At 62.5% G+C, this 16068-nt stretch carries 16 protein-coding genes; 8 read left to right on the top strand and 8 right to left on the bottom strand.

Annotation, left to right across the window (positions count from 1 at the left end):
- Positions 1–2: 2 nt before the first annotated feature.
- Positions 3–326 (bottom strand): stress response translation initiation inhibitor YciH, encoded by a 324-nt coding sequence (gene yciH / locus AC6R19_RS06210; RefSeq protein WP_500578892.1) that lies wholly within the window; start codon positions 324–326, stop codon positions 3–5.
- Between the two features lie 121 nt (positions 327–447).
- Here yciH and AC6R19_RS06205 point away from each other — a divergent pair, with 121 nt between their 5' ends.
- Positions 448–1266, top strand: a complete 819-nt coding sequence (locus AC6R19_RS06205; protein ID WP_500578890.1) for an ion transporter — start codon at positions 448–450, stop codon at positions 1264–1266.
- A gap of 28 nt (positions 1267–1294) precedes the next feature.
- On the opposite strand, the gene AC6R19_RS06200 is transcribed toward AC6R19_RS06205, so the two are convergent.
- Genes AC6R19_RS06200 through AC6R19_RS06190 form a run of 3 tightly spaced genes read right to left on the bottom strand, consistent with a single transcriptional unit; the run spans position 1295 to position 3817 of the window.
- Positions 1295–2662: a TrkH family potassium uptake protein gene (locus AC6R19_RS06200; RefSeq protein WP_500578889.1), complete on the bottom strand. Its 1368-nt coding sequence runs from the start codon at positions 2660–2662 to the stop codon at positions 1295–1297.
- Positions 2659–3312: a potassium channel family protein gene (locus AC6R19_RS06195; protein ID WP_500578888.1), complete on the bottom strand. Its 654-nt coding sequence runs from the start codon at positions 3310–3312 to the stop codon at positions 2659–2661. The genes AC6R19_RS06200 and AC6R19_RS06195 overlap by 4 nt, the downstream gene beginning before the upstream one ends.
- 40 nt (positions 3313–3352) lie before the next feature.
- On the bottom strand, positions 3353–3817 hold the full coding sequence (locus AC6R19_RS06190; protein ID WP_500578886.1) for a PaaI family thioesterase: 465 nt from the start codon (positions 3815–3817) through the stop codon (positions 3353–3355).
- 284 nt (positions 3818–4101) lie between these two features.
- Between AC6R19_RS06190 and AC6R19_RS06185 the strand changes: the two genes are divergently transcribed.
- From AC6R19_RS06185 to AC6R19_RS06155, 7 genes are all read left to right on the top strand, one after another.
- Entirely contained in the window at positions 4102–5280 is a 1179-nt protein-coding gene (locus AC6R19_RS06185) for a serine hydrolase domain-containing protein (RefSeq protein ID WP_500578884.1), read from the top strand.
- Between the two features lie 16 nt (positions 5281–5296).
- Complete coding sequence (locus AC6R19_RS06180) at positions 5297–5524, top strand: SlyX family protein (RefSeq protein ID WP_500579010.1); 228 nt, start codon at positions 5297–5299, stop codon at positions 5522–5524.
- A gap of 610 nt (positions 5525–6134) precedes the next feature.
- A complete protein-coding gene (locus AC6R19_RS06175; protein WP_500578882.1) occupies positions 6135–6785 on the top strand; it encodes a YiaD family glycine zipper/OmpA-like lipoprotein in 651 nt (216 codons plus the stop codon).
- Positions 6786–6848: 63 nt separating this feature from the next.
- On the top strand, positions 6849–7331 hold the full coding sequence (locus AC6R19_RS06170) for a hypothetical protein (RefSeq protein WP_500578881.1): 483 nt from the start codon (positions 6849–6851) through the stop codon (positions 7329–7331).
- A 423-nt stretch (positions 7332–7754) separates the two neighbouring features.
- Positions 7755–8243, top strand: a complete 489-nt coding sequence (locus AC6R19_RS06165) for a hypothetical protein (RefSeq protein WP_500578879.1) — start codon at positions 7755–7757, stop codon at positions 8241–8243.
- Between the two features lie 68 nt (positions 8244–8311).
- Positions 8312–8680 (top strand): SpoIIAA family protein, encoded by a 369-nt coding sequence (locus tag AC6R19_RS06160; protein ID WP_500578878.1) that lies wholly within the window; start codon positions 8312–8314, stop codon positions 8678–8680.
- 36 nt (positions 8681–8716) lie between these two features.
- The gene (locus AC6R19_RS06155; RefSeq protein WP_500578877.1) at positions 8717–9520 is read left to right on the top strand and encodes a class I SAM-dependent methyltransferase; all 804 of its coding nucleotides are present in this window, start codon (positions 8717–8719) and stop codon (positions 9518–9520) included.
- Positions 9521–9619: 99 nt separating this feature from the next.
- Here the strand turns inward: AC6R19_RS06155 and AC6R19_RS06150 are convergent, their stop codons facing one another.
- From AC6R19_RS06150 to AC6R19_RS06135, 4 genes are all read right to left on the bottom strand, one after another.
- On the bottom strand, positions 9620–11005 hold the full coding sequence (locus tag AC6R19_RS06150) for an L-serine ammonia-lyase (protein ID WP_500578876.1): 1386 nt from the start codon (positions 11003–11005) through the stop codon (positions 9620–9622).
- A 194-nt stretch (positions 11006–11199) separates the two neighbouring features.
- Positions 11200–12189, bottom strand: coding sequence for a tRNA 5-methoxyuridine(34)/uridine 5-oxyacetic acid(34) synthase CmoB (cmoB, locus tag AC6R19_RS06145; RefSeq protein ID WP_500578875.1), 990 nt, complete (start codon positions 12187–12189; stop codon positions 11200–11202).
- 56 nt (positions 12190–12245) lie between these two features.
- Positions 12246–12986, bottom strand: a complete 741-nt coding sequence (cmoA, locus tag AC6R19_RS06140; RefSeq protein ID WP_500579009.1) for a carboxy-S-adenosyl-L-methionine synthase CmoA — start codon at positions 12984–12986, stop codon at positions 12246–12248.
- A 165-nt stretch (positions 12987–13151) separates the two neighbouring features.
- On the bottom strand, positions 13152–16061 hold the full coding sequence (locus AC6R19_RS06135; RefSeq protein ID WP_500578874.1) for an insulinase family protein: 2910 nt from the start codon (positions 16059–16061) through the stop codon (positions 13152–13154).
- Positions 16062–16068 lie beyond the last annotated feature (7 nt).

The following is a 16068-nucleotide window of genomic DNA, read 5'->3' as shown; positions in this document are numbered from 1 at the left end:
AACTAACCACCCGCCAGCTTCACCTTGAAATCCTTCGCCTCCAGCAGCACCTTGATTTCGTCGCGCTTGTCGCCCTGCATCTCGATTACCCCATCCTTGAGCGTGCCACCGCAGCCGCAACGCTTTTTCATTTCTGCCAGCAGCAGCTTCAGTTCGGCGTCGGTCCCCGGAAGGCCGCGCACACAGGTTACGCCCTTGCCCTTGCGCCCCTTGGTCTCCCGCTGAATGCGCACAAAATCATCACCTGCGCGGCGCTTTTCCTGCTCGGGTTCCTCCTTGATACGGCCGCGGTCGGTGGAGTAGACGAGGCGGTTCTCTTTCTTCATGGTTACCACATTTCAGGCTGTCTGGGATGGCGCAAGGGTACTGGCAAAACCCGGGCTCTGTCATCTGCGCCTTTCGGTATCGGGGCGCTGGCGCTATAGTTCGATTTTTCCTGGAGGGACTATGGCACTAACCGGTAGGCGCAAATGGCTCAACGAGGTGATATTCGGCACAGATACGCCGGCGGGCAGGAACTTTGATGTCGTCCTGATCTGGGCCATTCTGATCAGTGTCGGGCTGGTGCTGTTGGTGTCGGTGGAGGGGATTGCCGGGCGCTACGGGGAGCTGCTCTTTGCCCTTGAGTGGTTTTTTACCGCGCTGTTTACCGTCGAGTATCTGTTGCGCATCTACTGCGCGGTGAACCGTCGAGCCTATATCTTCAGTTTTTATGGCCTGGTCGATTTGCTGGCGATCCTGCCCAGTTACCTGGCGCTGCTGTTTACCGGTGCCGGCTATCTGCTGGTGATTCGCCTGTTGCGCGTGCTGCGTATTTTCCGCGTCCTGAAACTGGTGCGCTACCTGCGCGATGCCAATCTGCTCTTGCGCTCCCTGGGGCTGGCGCGGCGCAAGATACTGGTCTTCTATGCCGGCATGCTGGTGATGTGTGTCATTTTCGGTGCACTGATGTTTCTGGTCGAGGACCCCAGGCACGGTTTTACCAGCATCCCGAAGAGTGTCTACTGGGCCATAGTGACCATCACCACGGTGGGCTATGGGGATATTTCGCCGCAGACGCCGCTGGGCCAGGCTATCGCCTCCATGACCATGTTGATCGGTTATTCCATTATTGCCGTGCCCACCGGCATTGTGACCGCGGAGCTGGCCTCCGAGCTGGGGCGTGAGCGCACGCTGCAGCGCTGTGACAACTGCAGCCGCGCCGGCCACGATGCGGATGCGGAATACTGCAAGTACTGCGGCTACAAGCTGGAAGATGTGGAATAGCAGGGGAGGGCGGCGTAGGACCGCTAGATCAGCCGACCTGGACCTGCTCCTCCACGTAGCGCAGACGCCTGCGCCGCGGGCGGGCCAGTGAAAAAGCCAGGGCCAGCGGGCCTATGCGGCCGGCAAACATCAATACCATCAACACACCCTGCGCGGGCAGGGACAGGTCGGTGGTAATGCCCCGAGAAAGGCCCACGGTGCCGAACGCGGAGAAACCCTCGAACATCAGGTCCAGCAGTTGCAGCTCCGGCTCGAAAACGGCCAGCAGGAAGTTACCGAGAATGACCAGCAGCAGGCTCAGCACCACGATGGAGTTGGCCCGGAAAACTGCATCCATGGCGACGGTGCGTCCGAAGGCGTTGGGCTGTTGCCGCCCGCTCAGGAATGCGCGGGTGGCGAGAACTATCACCATAAAGGTGCTGACCTTGATGCCCGATGCGGTGGAATTGCTGCCGGCGCCGACAAACATCAACACCATGACCAGCAGAGTGCTCGGCACCAGCAATCCGGCCGTGTCCAGGGTGTTGAAACCGGCGGTGCGCGGCGTCACGGCGGTGAACCAGGCCGCCCAGGGGCGGTCGCCCGAGGGGAGGGCGCCCAGCGTTCGAGGGTTCTGCCACTCGAACAGCATGATCAGCAGCCAGGCGCCGACGGCGAGTACTGCGGTGCCGGCCAGGGTTAGTTTGCTGTGCAGGCTCAGGGTCGAGAAACGCCGCTGCCGGTAGAGGTCCATTAACACAGTAAAACCCAGGCCGCCGATAATAAACAGCCCGGTAACCGCCAGGTTGATCAGCGGCTGGCTGGCCCAGGGGGTCAGGCTGTTCGGCAGCAGGGCGAAGCCGGCGTTGTTGAACGCGGACGCGGCGTGGAAAAAACTGAACCAGAGCCCGCGGCCCAATCCCATTTCCGGCACCCACACAAGGGCCATCAGGGCAGTGCCCGACAATTCCATGGCCAGGGCCAGCAGGGCCACCCGGCGCACCAGAAACAGCACGTCGCCGGGGGAGGTGAGGTTCATCGCCTCGCGCACCAGGCGCTCGCGGCGCAGGCCGAAGCGTGCGCCCAGGGCCATCACCGTCAGCGCGGCGAAAGTCATCAGCCCCAATCCACCCAAATGAATCAGCAGCAGAACCACCAGTTGGCCGAACAGTGTCAGGGTGCTGCCGGTATCCACCACGACGAGGCCGGTGACGGTCACTGCCGAACAGGCGGTGAACAGGGCCTGGGAGAATGCCAGCCCGTCATGGCTGGAGACCGGCAGCCACAGCAGCAGGGCACCCAGCGCGATCAGTACCAGGAAGCTCACCGCGAGAATGGCCGGCGGGCTGTAGCGCCAGGCGCGCTTCAGGTTGAACTCCAAGATGCCGGCGCGAAGGCCGCGAACCCAGGATCTCATAGCGTCTCTGCGAAGTGGCGCAGGGCCTCCTCATCACCCACCAACAACAAGTGGTCGTTGCGGCGCAACAAGCGGGTCGGCTCGGGCTGGACAATCAACTGCTGGCCGTGCTTGAGCGCCAGCAGGTGGATCTTTTCCCTGTCGAACTGCAATTCTGCCAGCGGCTGGTTTTCCCGGGCTTCCCCGGGACGTATCTCGATCAGGAAATAATCGTCCCCGAGGTTGATGTAGTCGAGCATATTCGGGTGCGCCATGCTCTGGGCCGCGCGCAGTCCCATCTCGTATTCCGGGTGGAGTATGTGGTCGGCGCCCAGCTTCTGCACTATGCGGTGGTGAATGCTGCTGATCGCCTTTACCCAGACCTCCCTGGCGCCGAGGGACTTGACCAGCAGGGTGCAGAGGATGCTGGCTTCGATATGTTCGCCGATGGCGACAAGGACGGCGTCGAAGCGCTGCAGGTCCAGCTCGCGCAGCGCCTCTTCATCGGTGGCGTCGGCAATGGCAGTCTGGGTGAGGTTGTCGGCGTAGCGGTTGGCTTCCTCCTCGTTGGAATCGGCGCCCAGTACGTCGTGGCCCAGGTGCATCAGCTCCAGGGCCACGGCGGAGCCGAAGGCGCCGAGGCCGATAACGGCAAATTGCTTTTTCTTCATACAGCGGTCCTTGCTTGTACAAATCGAGCCCGCCGACCGGTTACCAGTTATCCGGTACCCGCACCGCGACGACCTCGGCGGTGGCGCAGATGCGGCCGCCGCTGCTCAGGGCGCAGTGCAGGAGGGTCTTCCTTTCACTGCGTTCGACGATGGTCGCCTCCAGCATAGCGGGTTTGTCGATGGCCGCCGGCGCCCGGTAGTTCACTTCCAGTTTGCCGGTTGCGTACCAGATCTTGTCCCCACTGCCGACGGAGCGGCCCGCCTGCAGGTAGCCATCGGCAATGGCGGTGCAGATGGTGTGGCAGTCGATCACCGTGGCGATAATGCCGCCGTTCAGGTATTGCACCGGACCGGCGCTGTGGTGGGGCTGGGGGACAAACTCGCAGCGGGTCTTGCCTTCGCCATCCCAGTAGCTCTTGATTCGCAGGCCGCGGTCGTTGTCCGGCCCGCAGCCGAAGCAGTGGTTGCCGGGTATCTGGTCCTGGATGGCCTGTTGCTCACTCATTCTTTCTTATTTCCCTAAATCTTGGTACGTCGTAACTACTTTCCTCCTCGGGACTCGAAAAAGAATACCGGAGTCAGGTGCGAAGGTCCTGCAGCCGGGGAAAGTTTGCGGGACTGTCTGCTAGAGGGACCTCGCAGCCAAGCCTACAGGGGCGTATTCACGGCGTGTCCCGCAAACTTTCACCGGTAGCAGGGCCGCCCAGGCCTCTCTTATTGGTCCCAAGGGCGAGTAGTTACGCTGGCGCCATCCTAACCATTTGAGCCGGGCAGGGGAAGAAACTACTATTGCGCCTCATTTCACCCAGCTGGACGAGACCCATGGAGATCTACGGCTTTTGCGCCCCCGGTTTTGAGCCGCTTTACGACACATTCGCCGCTAATTTTCGCGAGTGCGGCGACAGCGGTGCGGCCTTTGCGGTGCGCCAGCACGGGGAGCTGATAGTGTCCCTGTGGGCGGGCAGTGCGGATCGCAGTGGAGAGACGCCCTACACTGAGGACACCCTGGCCAATGTGTTCTCCTCCTCCAAGGGTGTCCTGGCCCTGCTGGCCCTGCAGCAGGTGGCGGCGGGCCGGCTGGATCTGGATCGCCCGGTGGCGGACTACTGGCCGGAGTTTGCCGCGGCGGGCAAAGAGGCGATTACCGCGCGGCAGCTGCTGTGCCACCGCGCCGGCCTGGTGGCCTTCCGCGACAAGGTCGCCGACGGCCTGATCTACGACTGGGCGGCGGCCTGCGAGCAGGTGGCCGCGACGGAACCCTGGTGGCAGCCCGGTAGCCACCAGGGCTATGCGCCCTTCCTCTACGGCTGGAGTGTCGGCGGCCTGCTGGAGCGGGTAGCCTCCAGGCCGCTGCCGGAACTCTACCGCGAGGGGCTGGCCGAGTCCCTCGACCTGGACGGTGGCTACGGTGCCGAGGGCCACAATTCCGCCCGAGTCGCCGATGTGGGTCCGCTCAAGCAGCCGCTGCCGGAACTGCGGGAAAACGCCGTCGGCCGGGCGATCAAGGAGGACCGCAAGGGGCCGGTGGCCATGGCCTTCACCAATCCGGTGAGCCTGATGATGGGCACCAACAGCGCGGAGTGGCGCGGTGCGCTGATTCCCGCCGCCAACGGCCATTTCAGTGCGCGGGACCTGGCTGCCGTCTACGGCGACCTGGCCTCGGATGCGCCGGCGACCCTGCCGAGGGAACTGGTGGAGGAGGCTGCGCGGGAACAGAGCTGCGGGCGCGATGCGATACTGCAGGCCGAAGTGAGTTTCGGCTGCGGCTTTATCCGCAGCGGCAGGGCCGCCGACCTGCGCTTCGGCGGCGAGCGTGGCTTCGGCCATCCGGGGGCCGGCGGCAGCGTCGGCTTCGCCGACCCGGAACAGGGCATCGGCTGCGGCTATGTGACCACGCGCCTCGGCCAGAGCCTGTTTATGGACCGGCGCTCAGTGCACCTGGTGGAACACCTTTATAAATTGCTGTGATGAGTGACTTGCTGTGATGGAACAGAAACTGGTGGAACTGACGGCGCGGGTAGAGGAGCTGGAAAGCCGCGTCGCCTTCCAGGAGGACACCCTGGCCCAGCTCAACGATGTGATCGCCACCCAGGATGCAGATATCCGCACCCTGGTGGCGCACCTGCGGGAGCTGGCGGACAAGTATCGCGACCTGTCCTTCGAAGTGCAGGGCAGTGACGGGGCGGCAAACGAGAAGCCGCCACACTACTGATCCGGCCTGACCACAATGCCCTGGCCACCTTTCCTGTGGCGCTCATCCGAGTGCGCTGCCTGGTACTTCGGTACCCTAATGACCAGCCGATTGTACTCGAGGGCACCTAATCAGAAATTTTTCTAAAAAATTCATTTCCTGCCGGCGAGTCAAGTATTGACAAATTTTTTTCCACATGTCGGCGGTGCCCTAGCACGCCCGATAGTCACAGCTAAGAAATTGGTACGCAAAACCTTGAACTTTTCGTAACTTACTGTTTTGTAAGGAAAAAAATGGGGAGTTTAAAAAGTGCGCAAATTGCTGGGAGCGAGAGTCTATGCCGCCTGGCGCCGACTTTTACCGCTTCATGCACAGAGTTATCCACAGAACTTGTGGAGTAAGCTCGTCTCCCCCTCTATGGGGTGGTGGAACTATCCGCCCCGGCGCCTTCCAATCCCTGTCAATTTTCCTGCCCATAATTGCGCAGCAATCGGTAGACCTATTTGTCATTTCCACCTAGGCTTCGATACCGATAAGAAGGGGCCGGTTCAGCTGCCAGACAGCTGGGGGCGGCCATACTTCCGGTCACTCGACACACCTTCATCGAACAAAAGCGTTAGGAGAACCTTAGATGAAAAAATTGGTAGCAATTCTCGCACTGGGCTCACTGGTGGGCTGTACCACGCTGGACCCCTATACCGGGGAAAGCAAGACCAGTAACGTAGCCAAAGGTGCCGGCGCCGGTGCCGTGGCGGGAGCCATCATCGGTGCGGCTACCGCCAGCAAGAAGGATCGCAAGAAAGGCGCCATCACCGGTGCGGTTGGCGGCGCGGCCATTGGCGGCGGCATCGGTTACTACATGGACCGCCAGGAGATGGCCCTGCGCCAGCGCCTGGAGGGCACCGGAGTGCGGGTGCAGCGCGAGGGCGATAACATTCGCCTGATCATGCCCGGCAACATCACCTTCGCCACCGACCAGGCCACCATCCGCACCGACTTCTACGACACCCTGGATTCCGTGATCCTGGTATTGAAGGAGTTCGACCAGACGGCGATCCGTGTCAGCGGCCACACCGACAGCACTGGCTCCGATGTCTACAATCAGACTCTGAGTGAGCGTCGCGCTGAATCCGTCGCCGGCTTCTTTACCGACCGGGGTGTCGCCTACGGCCGGGTGCAGGCAGTGGGCTACGGCGAGCGCTACCCCATCGCCCAGAACAACACCGAGTCCGGCCGCCAGGCCAACCGGCGGGTGGAGCTGGAGTTGCTGCCGCTCAAATAATGTGAAATAAGAAGGGCACCTCGGTGCCCTTCTTATTGGGCGGGAGAAAAAGGAGAAGAGCCCGTGAATAACAAAGGAAGTAAAGTGCGCCCTTGGGGCACCGCCCTATTGCTCGGCCTGTCGGCCTGCTGCGCCGAGTTGCTGTCAGCACAGGAAGGGCAGGGGGTGTCTGCGGACGAAGAAGGGGCCGGTGACAGCCTCGCCGAGCGCTACGCGGAGGCGGAGCTGGTGGCCCAGGTGCAGATTGCCGGTGTTCACCGGGATGTGGACAACGCCCTGTCCGAACCGGGCATGGTGGCCATTTCCGGTTATGTCTACTCCGCCGTTTCCCGGCAAGTATGGAAGGGGGAGGCCAACCGCCTGATCGCCTTCCGCCTCGGCCTCGAGTCCTGCGACAGGAAGCTCGAGAAGGGGGCCCGCTACCTGATCTTCGCCAGCCCGGACAGCTACGGCCGGCTGCAGTTGCGCAGCTGCGATGCGGCAGTGGCGGAGTCCGAGGCGGCGCCACTGCTGGCGCGTTTGAAACAGTTTGAACAGCAGGGCTGACCTGTCTCTGGCCGCTTCGCGTAGGTTGGGCTGTGCGCAGCGAAGCCCAGCGAGGGGGCGCCGCCGAGCTGGAGTTCGCTGCGCTCACGCCAAACTACACCAGCCACCTTCCGTCGCCCCGATAAAACTCCCAGATCTAACCCCACCTCTTTTAACAGCAATCCGAACTGATGCAGAGGAACAATGTTTCTTGAAGAACCCCAATGGCGAGTTATTCTTATCGATATTGGCGTCAACTTCTTCTGCCCAATGTGCAACCTGCGGAGAACGGCTTGACGTCAAAAGGCTAGAGTTGGGCGTGTTGTTGCCATAAGCCGCCGGAATAGAGGTTTCAATATCTGATACCACCGATCTGGCGCAACGCAGTATGCCCTGCCGGTGATGTCTCAATTCTCGCAACAGCCAGGGGCCAAAGGTGGGTTTATGAAAAAGCTCTTGCTTCCACTGATAATCTTGCTGCTGATTATCGGTTACTTCATATCGCGCGGCGGCGACCGCGAGGCCAAAGATGCCTACGATTCACTCGACAAGCCCGATACTGAACAACAGATGGAGGATACAACCACGCCTCCGGACGATACGGCCACGCCGCCGGATGGAACGGAGCCCCCGCCCAACGGCATGGGTACCGATGTGCCGCAGCAGCCCGATCAGCCGGATACCGTGCCGCCCGGCGCCACCGATGATCCCACGCTGAGAGAGAAGACAGAGGAAGCCGCTGAGGACGTCGGCGAAACAGTCGGCGGCGCGGTGGAAGGAGCCGGAGAAGCCGTCGAGAGCGCGGCGGAGAAGACCGGCGAGGCGATCGAAGAGGCCGGCGATGCGGCGAAGCGGGCTGCCGAAGAGGCCGCGGAAAAACTGCGCGGCGAGGACGAGGCCGAAGCCGGCAGTGAGGAAGAGCCTCAGGAATGATTCAGGGATTTTTCATAAATTGAAGCGAAAGCCGCGACTGGGTCGCGACTTTCGCTTTACTGCGACAGATGATTGACCACGACTGGTACAGGGAACATACGATACTCGAAGTGCGGCCCTTGGGATCTCTGCAGGAAGAGGATTTCAATGCGCTGGCGGCCCAGGTCGACCCGGTGATCAGCGAGCACGGCCGCCTGGGCGGTCTGCTGATCAACGCGCAGGATTTTGCCGGGTGGGAAAGTTTTGCCGCGCTGATTTCCCACTGCGTCTTCGTGCGTGACCATCACAAACATATTCACAAAGTTGCCGTAGTTTCCGACCAGACACTGCTCGGGTTTGTACCGCGCCTCGTCGACCATTTCGTCAGTGCCGAGATCAGGCCATTCCCCTCCAATGACTACGAAAAGGCGCTGGAGTGGCTCGCCAAGCCGGGTTAGCATTCCGCCCCATTCAACAGATCCCGTGGAAGTACCGTGAGTAACGCATTGGCCGTAGTCGCCAGCGCGGCGGAGTGGTTGCCCGCTGCACAGGCACTGGCAAAAGAATTGGACATTCCCTGTCTCGACTGCCGGGAGCCTGTCGAAATCAATGAACCGGCCTATGTACTGCAGCGCAGTGAGCGGCTGCAGCTCTGCGCCACCGGGCGCAAGGCGCCGGGCCCGGTAGCGGTGGAGTTTGTCGGCGGTGCCCTGGCACACAGGCGCAAATACGGCGGCGGCAAGGGGCAACAGATCGCCAGGGCGGTTGGCCTGCGCAGCGGCTTTTTTCCGCGTGTGGTGGATGCCACCGCGGGACTGGGGCGGGATGCCTTTGTGTTGGCGTCACTGGGTTGCGAAGTGCATATGCTGGAGCGCAACCCGGTGGTGCGGGCACTGCTGCGCGACGGACTCGAAAGGTTGCAGTGTGCCGCAAAGGAAGACAACGAACTGGCCGCTATTGCCGAGCGCTTGACGCTGGAGGAGAGGGAAATCCCTGCGGCGGAATGGCTGGCACGACAGCCGGCGGAGTCAGTGCCGGTGGTATATCTGGATCCGATGTTTCCTGAGCGCGGAAAGAGTGCCAAGGTGAAAAAGGAAATGGTGGCCTTCCACCAACTGGTGGGCAGCGACGAGGATGCGGATACGCTGCTGGCGCCGGCCTATGCCGCCTGCTACTACCGCACCGTGGTCAAGCGGCCACGGCTCGCGCCTTTTCTGGCCGGCAAGAAGCCGGCGCTGTCGCTGGAGGGGAAGTCGGGGCGTTTCGATATCTACACCAGGCACGGACTACCGAAATAGGTGTAGGTTGGGCTGAGTCTTGCGAAGTCCAGCAAGGTCGGGCCAATGGGTGTTGGGCTTCGCGTAGCTCAGCCCAATCTACGCAAAGTCCCGCATGCGTCAGCAGTTGACCGCGTTGACCGCCAGCCCCCCGAGCGAAGTCTCCTTGTACTTGCTCTGCATATCGATACCGGTCTGGCGCATAGTTTCTATGACACTGTCCAGCGGCACTATGTGGGCACCGTCGCCGCGCAGGGCCAGGCGGGCGGCGTTGATGGCCTTGACCGCCCCCATGGTGTTGCGCTCGATACAGGGTACCTGCACCAGGCCTCCTATAGGGTCACAGGTCAGGCCCAGGTTGTGTTCCATGCCGATTTCCGCGGCGTTTTCTATCTGCAGGTTGCTGCCGCCCTGTACCGCCGCCAGGCCGGCGGAGGCCATGGAGCAGGCCACGCCGATTTCGCCCTGGCAGCCCACCTCCGCGGCGGAAATGGACGCGTTCTTCTTGTACAGCATGCCGATGGCGCCGGCGGTGAGCAGGAATTCCACCACCTGCTCCTTCAGGTCGCCGTGCTCCGCGGGATCGTGGACAAAATTGACATAGTAGGCGATCGCCGCGGGAATCACACCGGCGGCGCCGTTGGTGGGGGCGGTGACGATGCGGCCGCGGGCCGCGTTCTCCTCGTTGACCGCCAGCGCGTAGAGGCTGACCCAGTCGAGGATCGCCAGGCCGCTCCTGCGCTCCTCCTCGGATTGCTTGGCGAGCTCCCGGTAGAGTTCCGCCGCGCGCCGGCGCACCTTCAGGCCGCCGGGCAGTATGCCCTGCTGGCGGCAGCCGCGCTGGATGGACGCGTCCATCACTTCCCAGATGCGCCAGAGTGCATCCTTCACTTCCTGTTCGCTGCGGAAGGCCTTCTCGTTGGCCATGGCCAGTTCGGCGATGGTCCAGCCGTGCTGGTCGCAGAGTTCCATCAGCTGTTTGGCGGAGCTGAAATCGTAGGGCAGCAGGGTGGCGATCTCCTCCTTGTGGGCGAAGTCCTCCTCGGACAGCACGAAGCCGCCGCCGATGGAAAAATAGCTGCGCTGGAACAGCAGCTCGCCGCCGCGGTAGGCCTGGCAGGTCATGCCGTTGGCGTGCTGGGGCAGGAATTCGTCATTGTGGAATACCAGGTCGCGGTCGCGATCGAAGGCAATGTTGTGGTCACCGCTCAGCCGTAGCCTTCGCTCCTTCTCGATCTGTGCCAGCTTGTCGTCGATGCTGTCCACATCGACGGTATCCGGCGCCTCGCCGAGCAGGCCCATCAGCACCGCCATATCGGTGCCGTGGCCGATACCGGTCAGGGCCAGGGAGCCGTAGAGGTGCGCCTGTACCCGGTCAGTCTTCCGCAACTGGTCGCGGCCTTCGAGATCCTGCACGAACTGGCGCGCGGCGACCATAGGCCCCACCGTGTGGGAACTGGAAGGGCCGACGCCTATTTTGAAGAGTTCGAATACGCTAATGCTCATAATGATCGGGACTCGGGACTCGAGAGTTGCACTAATTTAGGGCGGACTTTGCCAGTAGTTCCCCAGCAATCAAGCCACTACTGGAGAAATGATAGAAAAGCCTGTTTGGGCGGCGCTTGTGCGCACAGGATGCTACTTGGGGGGAGTTTTCGGCAGAAATATCTCTGACTATTTCCGAGTCCCGAGTCCCGGCCTTAAGGCGCATTCGCGACCAGAATGGCCCTTTTGGGCGCGGGGTGACCTTCGATGGTCCTGTCCGGTGACTCAGGATCCAGGAAATCCGCCAGCGACTCGAAGTGCATCCAGTCGGTGCGGCGCTGTTCGCCGAGGTTGGTGGTATCCAGGTCCACTGTCTGCGGGTTTTCGAAGCCGCATTTGCGCAGCCAGCTCTCCAGGGTGGTGCAGCTGGGAATAAACCAGACATTGCGCATCTTGGCGTAGCGACCCTCGGGCACGAGGCAGTCGCCCGCTTTCCCTGAAGAGTCGCCGTCGATCACCAGGGTTTCCAGGATCAGTTGGCCACCGGGTCTCAGCGTCTCGCGCAGTTCCCGCAGGTGGTCCATCGGCGAGCGGCGGTGGTAGAGGACCCCCATGGAGAAGGTGGTATCGAAGGCCCGCAGATCGGGCGGCAGTGCCTCTATGCCGAGCGGCAGCAGGTCCACCGGCTTTTCCGCGCCCAGGTATTTTTTCAGCGCATAGAACTGGGCTATATATTTGACCGAGGGATCTATGCCGATCACCCGCCGCGCGCCCGCACCGAAGCTGCGCCAGCAGTGGTAGCCATTGCCGCAGCCGACGTCCAGCACCAGGCGGTTTTGCAGCGGTTCCAGGTGCGGCAGCACCCGGTCCCACTTCCAGTCCGAGCGCCACTCGGTGTCTATATCGATTCCGAAGACCTCCCAAGGGCCCTTGCGCCAGGGGTGCAGTTTGCGCAGCTGTGCTTCCAGCTCCACCAGCTGTTTCTCGGAGGTGTCGGCGGCACTGCCGATGCGCACCCTTTCCTCCAGTTCGATACTGGAGGGGATTATATCGGGCAGGGACTCGAGGGCGGCGCGCCAGTCCGGCAGGTCGCCCCAGCGGCGCGAGCTGAGGCCGGCGGCGATCTGTTCCGGCAGCTGCGCCAGCCAGGGGCGCAGTTCGGGGATATGTTGCAGGGCGGCGTAGAGCTGGGTGTAGTCGATCATGGTTCGAAGTTGGTTCTGTGCGAACCAGTAGGAGCGCTCCTACTGGGTGGTTTCATTCAGGTCTTCGCCTTTATGGCAATTAGGGATGCAAAATTAAAACACTGGAACCACACATCGACGCTGGTAAAGCCCACCGCCTTCAGGCGCTCGCGGTGGGTGTCCAGGGTTTCCGGAATCAGCACATTTTCCAGCGCGGTGCGCTTCTGCGCGATTTCCAGTTCACTGTAGCCGTTGGCGCGCTTGAAAGCGTGGTGCAGGTCGATCATCAGCTCGCGGTGGTCCGGGTCGGTAAAGTCGACCTTTTCCGAGATGATCAGTATGCCGCCGGGGCGCAGGCCGTCGTGGATTTTCTGCGCGATAGCCAGGCGCTGTTCCACCGGGATGAACTGCAGGGTGAAATTGAGCACCACCACCGAGGCATTCTCGATGGGCACATTCTGCAGGTCGTCGCAGACCAGCTGCACTGGTATCCGGCCGCTGTCTGCCGCCAATACGATGCGCGCCTGCTCCACCATCGCCTCTGAATTGTCGACGGCGATGATTTCGCAATCCGCCGCCGGAATCCGGTGACGCATGGACAGGGTGGCCGCGCACAGCGAACTGCCCAGGTCGTAGCAGCGGCTGCCCGCCTGGGCGTAGCGCTCCGCCAAGGTGCCGATCATCGCCACTATGGTGGTGTAGCCGGGCACCGAACGCTGGATCATATCCGGAAAGACTTCGACCACCGATTGGTCGAACTTGAAACCGGCTACATCGCCCAGGGGGTTTGCGTAGATATTGTCTTGTTTGCCCATCATCGAGTCGTCAACAAATTGCACTCAACCCTGTAGGAGCGGTCCATGGCCGCGATCAATACTGGAAGAATCCACCGGCCCGATCGAAGCCATCAAATCCAGTGGTTTCTGCGGACCGTCGATCGCGGCCAACGGCCGCTCCTACAAGGGCATTTTTCCCGCATCAGTTCAGAGTTTCTCTTCCTGCAGCTCCAGCTTCAGCCCCGCCTCGCGCCCCTGGGCGCCGGTCACCACCGCGGTGCTGGCCTTTTCCGGGTTCAGATAGGTGGCGGCGACGCGCTTCAGGTCTTCCAGTTTCACCTCGATGACCTGGCGGCGGAATTCCTGGCGCACTGCGTGGGTGCGGCCGTAGAGGGCGGAGTGAAAGTCCTTCTTGGCCTCGCCGGCGGGGGAGCCGGGTTTGTCCAGGGCGCCGACGACGCCGAGTATCGCTTCCTCCACCTGCTCGTCCTTGTGCTTCTCGTGCGCCAGCCAATCCAGGGACGCGTCGAAGTCCTTGAGAGTCTCGGCCATGCGCGGGTCGCGGTAGGAGAAGAAGCGGAATACGCCGATATTGCTGTCGTGGTTGGCACCGCCGCCGTAGGCGCCGCCCTGTTCGCGAATCGAGCGGTGCAGGAAACCGTTGCGCAGGAAGCCGCCCAGCACCGCCAGCGGCGCGGCGTCCGGATGGGTCATGGGCACAGTGGCATAGGCCTTGGCGCAGAAGTTGACCTGGCTGTTGGCGATCCACAGTTGCTGGATGTGCTGGCTGTCGAAGGGCGCATTGGGATCCGCCGCCGGCAGGGTGGACTCGCTGCCCAGGGACACCAGCGCCTGGCTGAATGCCGGCAGCCTGTCCCCCTCGCCGACCAGCAGGAACTGTCGCTCGGCCTTGAGAATCTTGTCGTGTATCGCCTGGAACTTCGCGGTGAGTTTTTCCAGGCCCAGCTCGGCGTCGAGGCCGCGCACCATCGACTTCAGATGGCGCAGGCCGAGCAGGCCGCCGGTGGCGTGGCTCTCGAAGGCGGCGCGGTTGTAACCGGCGCTGGCGGCGGCCATGGCCAGGGCGTGGCCGTTGCCGACCACACCCTGCTCGCGCCGCGCCAGTGTCTGCAGCAGCAGCTCCCTGATGCGCGGCAGCTCGTCGAAGCGCACGCTTTCCATGGTCGCCTGCATTAGTTCGGTCAGCGCCGCCTGGTTGCGGGCCAGGGCCTTGCCGGACAGGACGAAGTGGCCGGTGAGCTGCTGGAGGTCGTCGATGGCGGTGCGGCTGCTGGTGAAACCGTGCAGGGCGCCGGCGACGCGGGTCTGCCACTGCTGTACCTCCAGGTAGTCCTTGTCGCCGAGGCCGACTTCGCTCAGGACCTGGCAGTAGTAGGGCAGCAGCTGCTTCTCCTCCTCGCTGAATTCCGGCAGGGCGCAGACCATCTGCTGGTAGACGAGGCCGTTGGTGCCGGCGCTGTAGCGGGTCAGCTTGTGGCCCTCGAGGAAGATTTCCTCGCCCTCCACCTTGGGCAGTTCCGGCGGAATGTCCTCGACCCCCACCTTGGGCAGTATGGACTCGTCGTCCTCGCGCTGCTGGCGCTCCAGCAGGGCCTGGGCTGTCTGAATGATCCGCTGTTTCTCGTCGTCGCTGAGGCGGGACTTTATTTCCGCCAGCTGTGCCTTTTCTTCGGTCTCGCGGCGCTCGGCCAGCTTGTCGTCCGGCGACAGCACCAGGCGCACCCGGTGCTGGTTTTCCAGCAGCAGTTCGCGCACCTTGTCGGCGATAAAGCGCGGATCCTTGATCTGCTCGCGCAGCTTTTCCAGGATGGGATCGATATTCAGCAGGCCTACGGCATCTCCCCGGTGGGTGGCGCCGGTGAGGGCGGTCAGGATCAGCTGCAGGCCGTAGGGATAGCCGTCGCCGGTGATTTCCCGCTGGTGCAGTTCCAACTGGTGCAGGCTGGCGGCCACCTGCTCGTAGGGCACGCCCTTCTCGGCCACTTCCTCCAATACCGCGAGTACCTGCCTCTCAAGTTCGTCGGCCCTGTCCCGCTCGCTGCCCTCGATGCCGCAGACGAACACCAGCTCGCGCTGGGAGTCGTCCAGGCCCACCAGCGGGGAGGGGGAGGTGCCCAGGTCGGTGGTCTCCAGCAGCTTCATCAGCGGCGAGGCGCTGTTGTCCAGCAGCACGCCCGACACCAGGTGCGCGGTCAGCGCTTCCTCCAGGTCGGTGACATCGCCGAGCAGCCAACCGAATACTATGTGGGTCTTTTCCTTCAGTTCTTCGTCGCTGAGCGGGTAGTGCTCCTCCACAGCAATTGGTGCCTGGTAGCGGTCCTCGCGGCCGACGGAGATGGTCTTGTCCAGCGGTTCGAATTTGTGCAGCACCTTTTCCTCGAACACCGCCTGGTGCTCGGCGGCGGGGATGTCGCCGAAGGTCATGAAGATGGCGTTGCTGGGGTGGTAGTGGCTGCGGTAGAACTCTTTCAGCTGCTCGTAGCTGAGCTTGGGGATATCCGCCGGCTCGCCGCCGGAGTTGTGATGGTAGGTGGTGGTCGGGAAGAGGTATTTGCTCAGCGTCTGCCACAGCTGGGAGCTGACCGAGCTCATGGCGCCCTTCATCTCGTTGTAGACCACGCCCTTGTACACCAGTTCGCTGTCGGGGTTACCGGTTTCGGCGAACTCGAGGCGGTGGCCCTCCTGGGCGAAGTCCAGCGGGTCCAGGCGCGCAAAGAAGACTGCGTCCAGGTAGACGTCGAGCAGGTTGTCGAAGTCCTTGCGGTTCTGGCTGGCGAAGGGGTAGGCGGTCCAGTCGGAACTGGTGAAGGCGTTCATGAAGGTGTTCAGGGAACGCCGTATCATCATGAAGAAGGGATCCCGCACCGGGTACTTGTCGCTGCCACAGAGGGCCGTGTGCTCGAGGATATGGGCCACGCCGGTGGAGTCCTGCGGAACGGTGCGCAGGGCCACCAGGAAGACGTTCTCCGGATTGTCGGCGGCGATATGCAGGTGCTGGGCACCGGTCTTTACGTGGCGGTACTCTTCGACACGCACGCCGAGGGATTCGATTTCTGCGCTGGTCACCGGTTCGAAGGCGGGATGTGAGTTGCTCAAGAGACAG

Source organism: Microbulbifer sp. SE14, assembly GCF_059834885.1.
The sequence above is the reverse complement of the archived record's forward strand: the minus strand, read 5'-3'. Positions and strand labels throughout refer to the sequence as shown.

What these genes read in the sequence shown, in the direction of transcription:
- AC6R19_RS06180 (WP_500579010.1), top strand. Translation starts at nt 5,297, where the DNA reads ATGGAACAGAAACTGGTGGAACTGACGGCGCGGGTAGAGGAGCTGGAA.
- AC6R19_RS06190 (WP_500578886.1), bottom strand. Translation starts at nt 3,817, where the DNA reads ATGAGTGAGCAACAGGCCATCCAGGACCAGATACCCGGCAACCACTGC.
- AC6R19_RS06205 (WP_500578890.1), top strand. Translation starts at nt 448, where the DNA reads ATGGCACTAACCGGTAGGCGCAAATGGCTCAACGAGGTGATATTCGGC.
- AC6R19_RS06165 (WP_500578879.1), top strand. Translation starts at nt 7,755, where the DNA reads ATGAAAAAGCTCTTGCTTCCACTGATAATCTTGCTGCTGATTATCGGT.
- AC6R19_RS06175 (WP_500578882.1), top strand. Translation starts at nt 6,135, where the DNA reads ATGAAAAAATTGGTAGCAATTCTCGCACTGGGCTCACTGGTGGGCTGT.
- AC6R19_RS06195 (WP_500578888.1), bottom strand. Translation starts at nt 3,312, where the DNA reads ATGAAGAAAAAGCAATTTGCCGTTATCGGCCTCGGCGCCTTCGGCTCC.
- yciH (WP_500578892.1), bottom strand. Translation starts at nt 326, where the DNA reads ATGAAGAAAGAGAACCGCCTCGTCTACTCCACCGACCGCGGCCGTATC.
- AC6R19_RS06160 (WP_500578878.1), top strand. Translation starts at nt 8,312, where the DNA reads ATGATTGACCACGACTGGTACAGGGAACATACGATACTCGAAGTGCGG.
- cmoA (WP_500579009.1), bottom strand. Translation starts at nt 12,986, where the DNA reads ATGATGGGCAAACAAGACAATATCTACGCAAACCCCCTGGGCGATGTA.
- AC6R19_RS06200 (WP_500578889.1), bottom strand. Translation starts at nt 2,662, where the DNA reads ATGAGATCCTGGGTTCGCGGCCTTCGCGCCGGCATCTTGGAGTTCAAC.
- AC6R19_RS06150 (WP_500578876.1), bottom strand. Translation starts at nt 11,005, where the DNA reads ATGAGCATTAGCGTATTCGAACTCTTCAAAATAGGCGTCGGCCCTTCC.
- cmoB (WP_500578875.1), bottom strand. Translation starts at nt 12,189, where the DNA reads ATGATCGACTACACCCAGCTCTACGCCGCCCTGCAACATATCCCCGAA.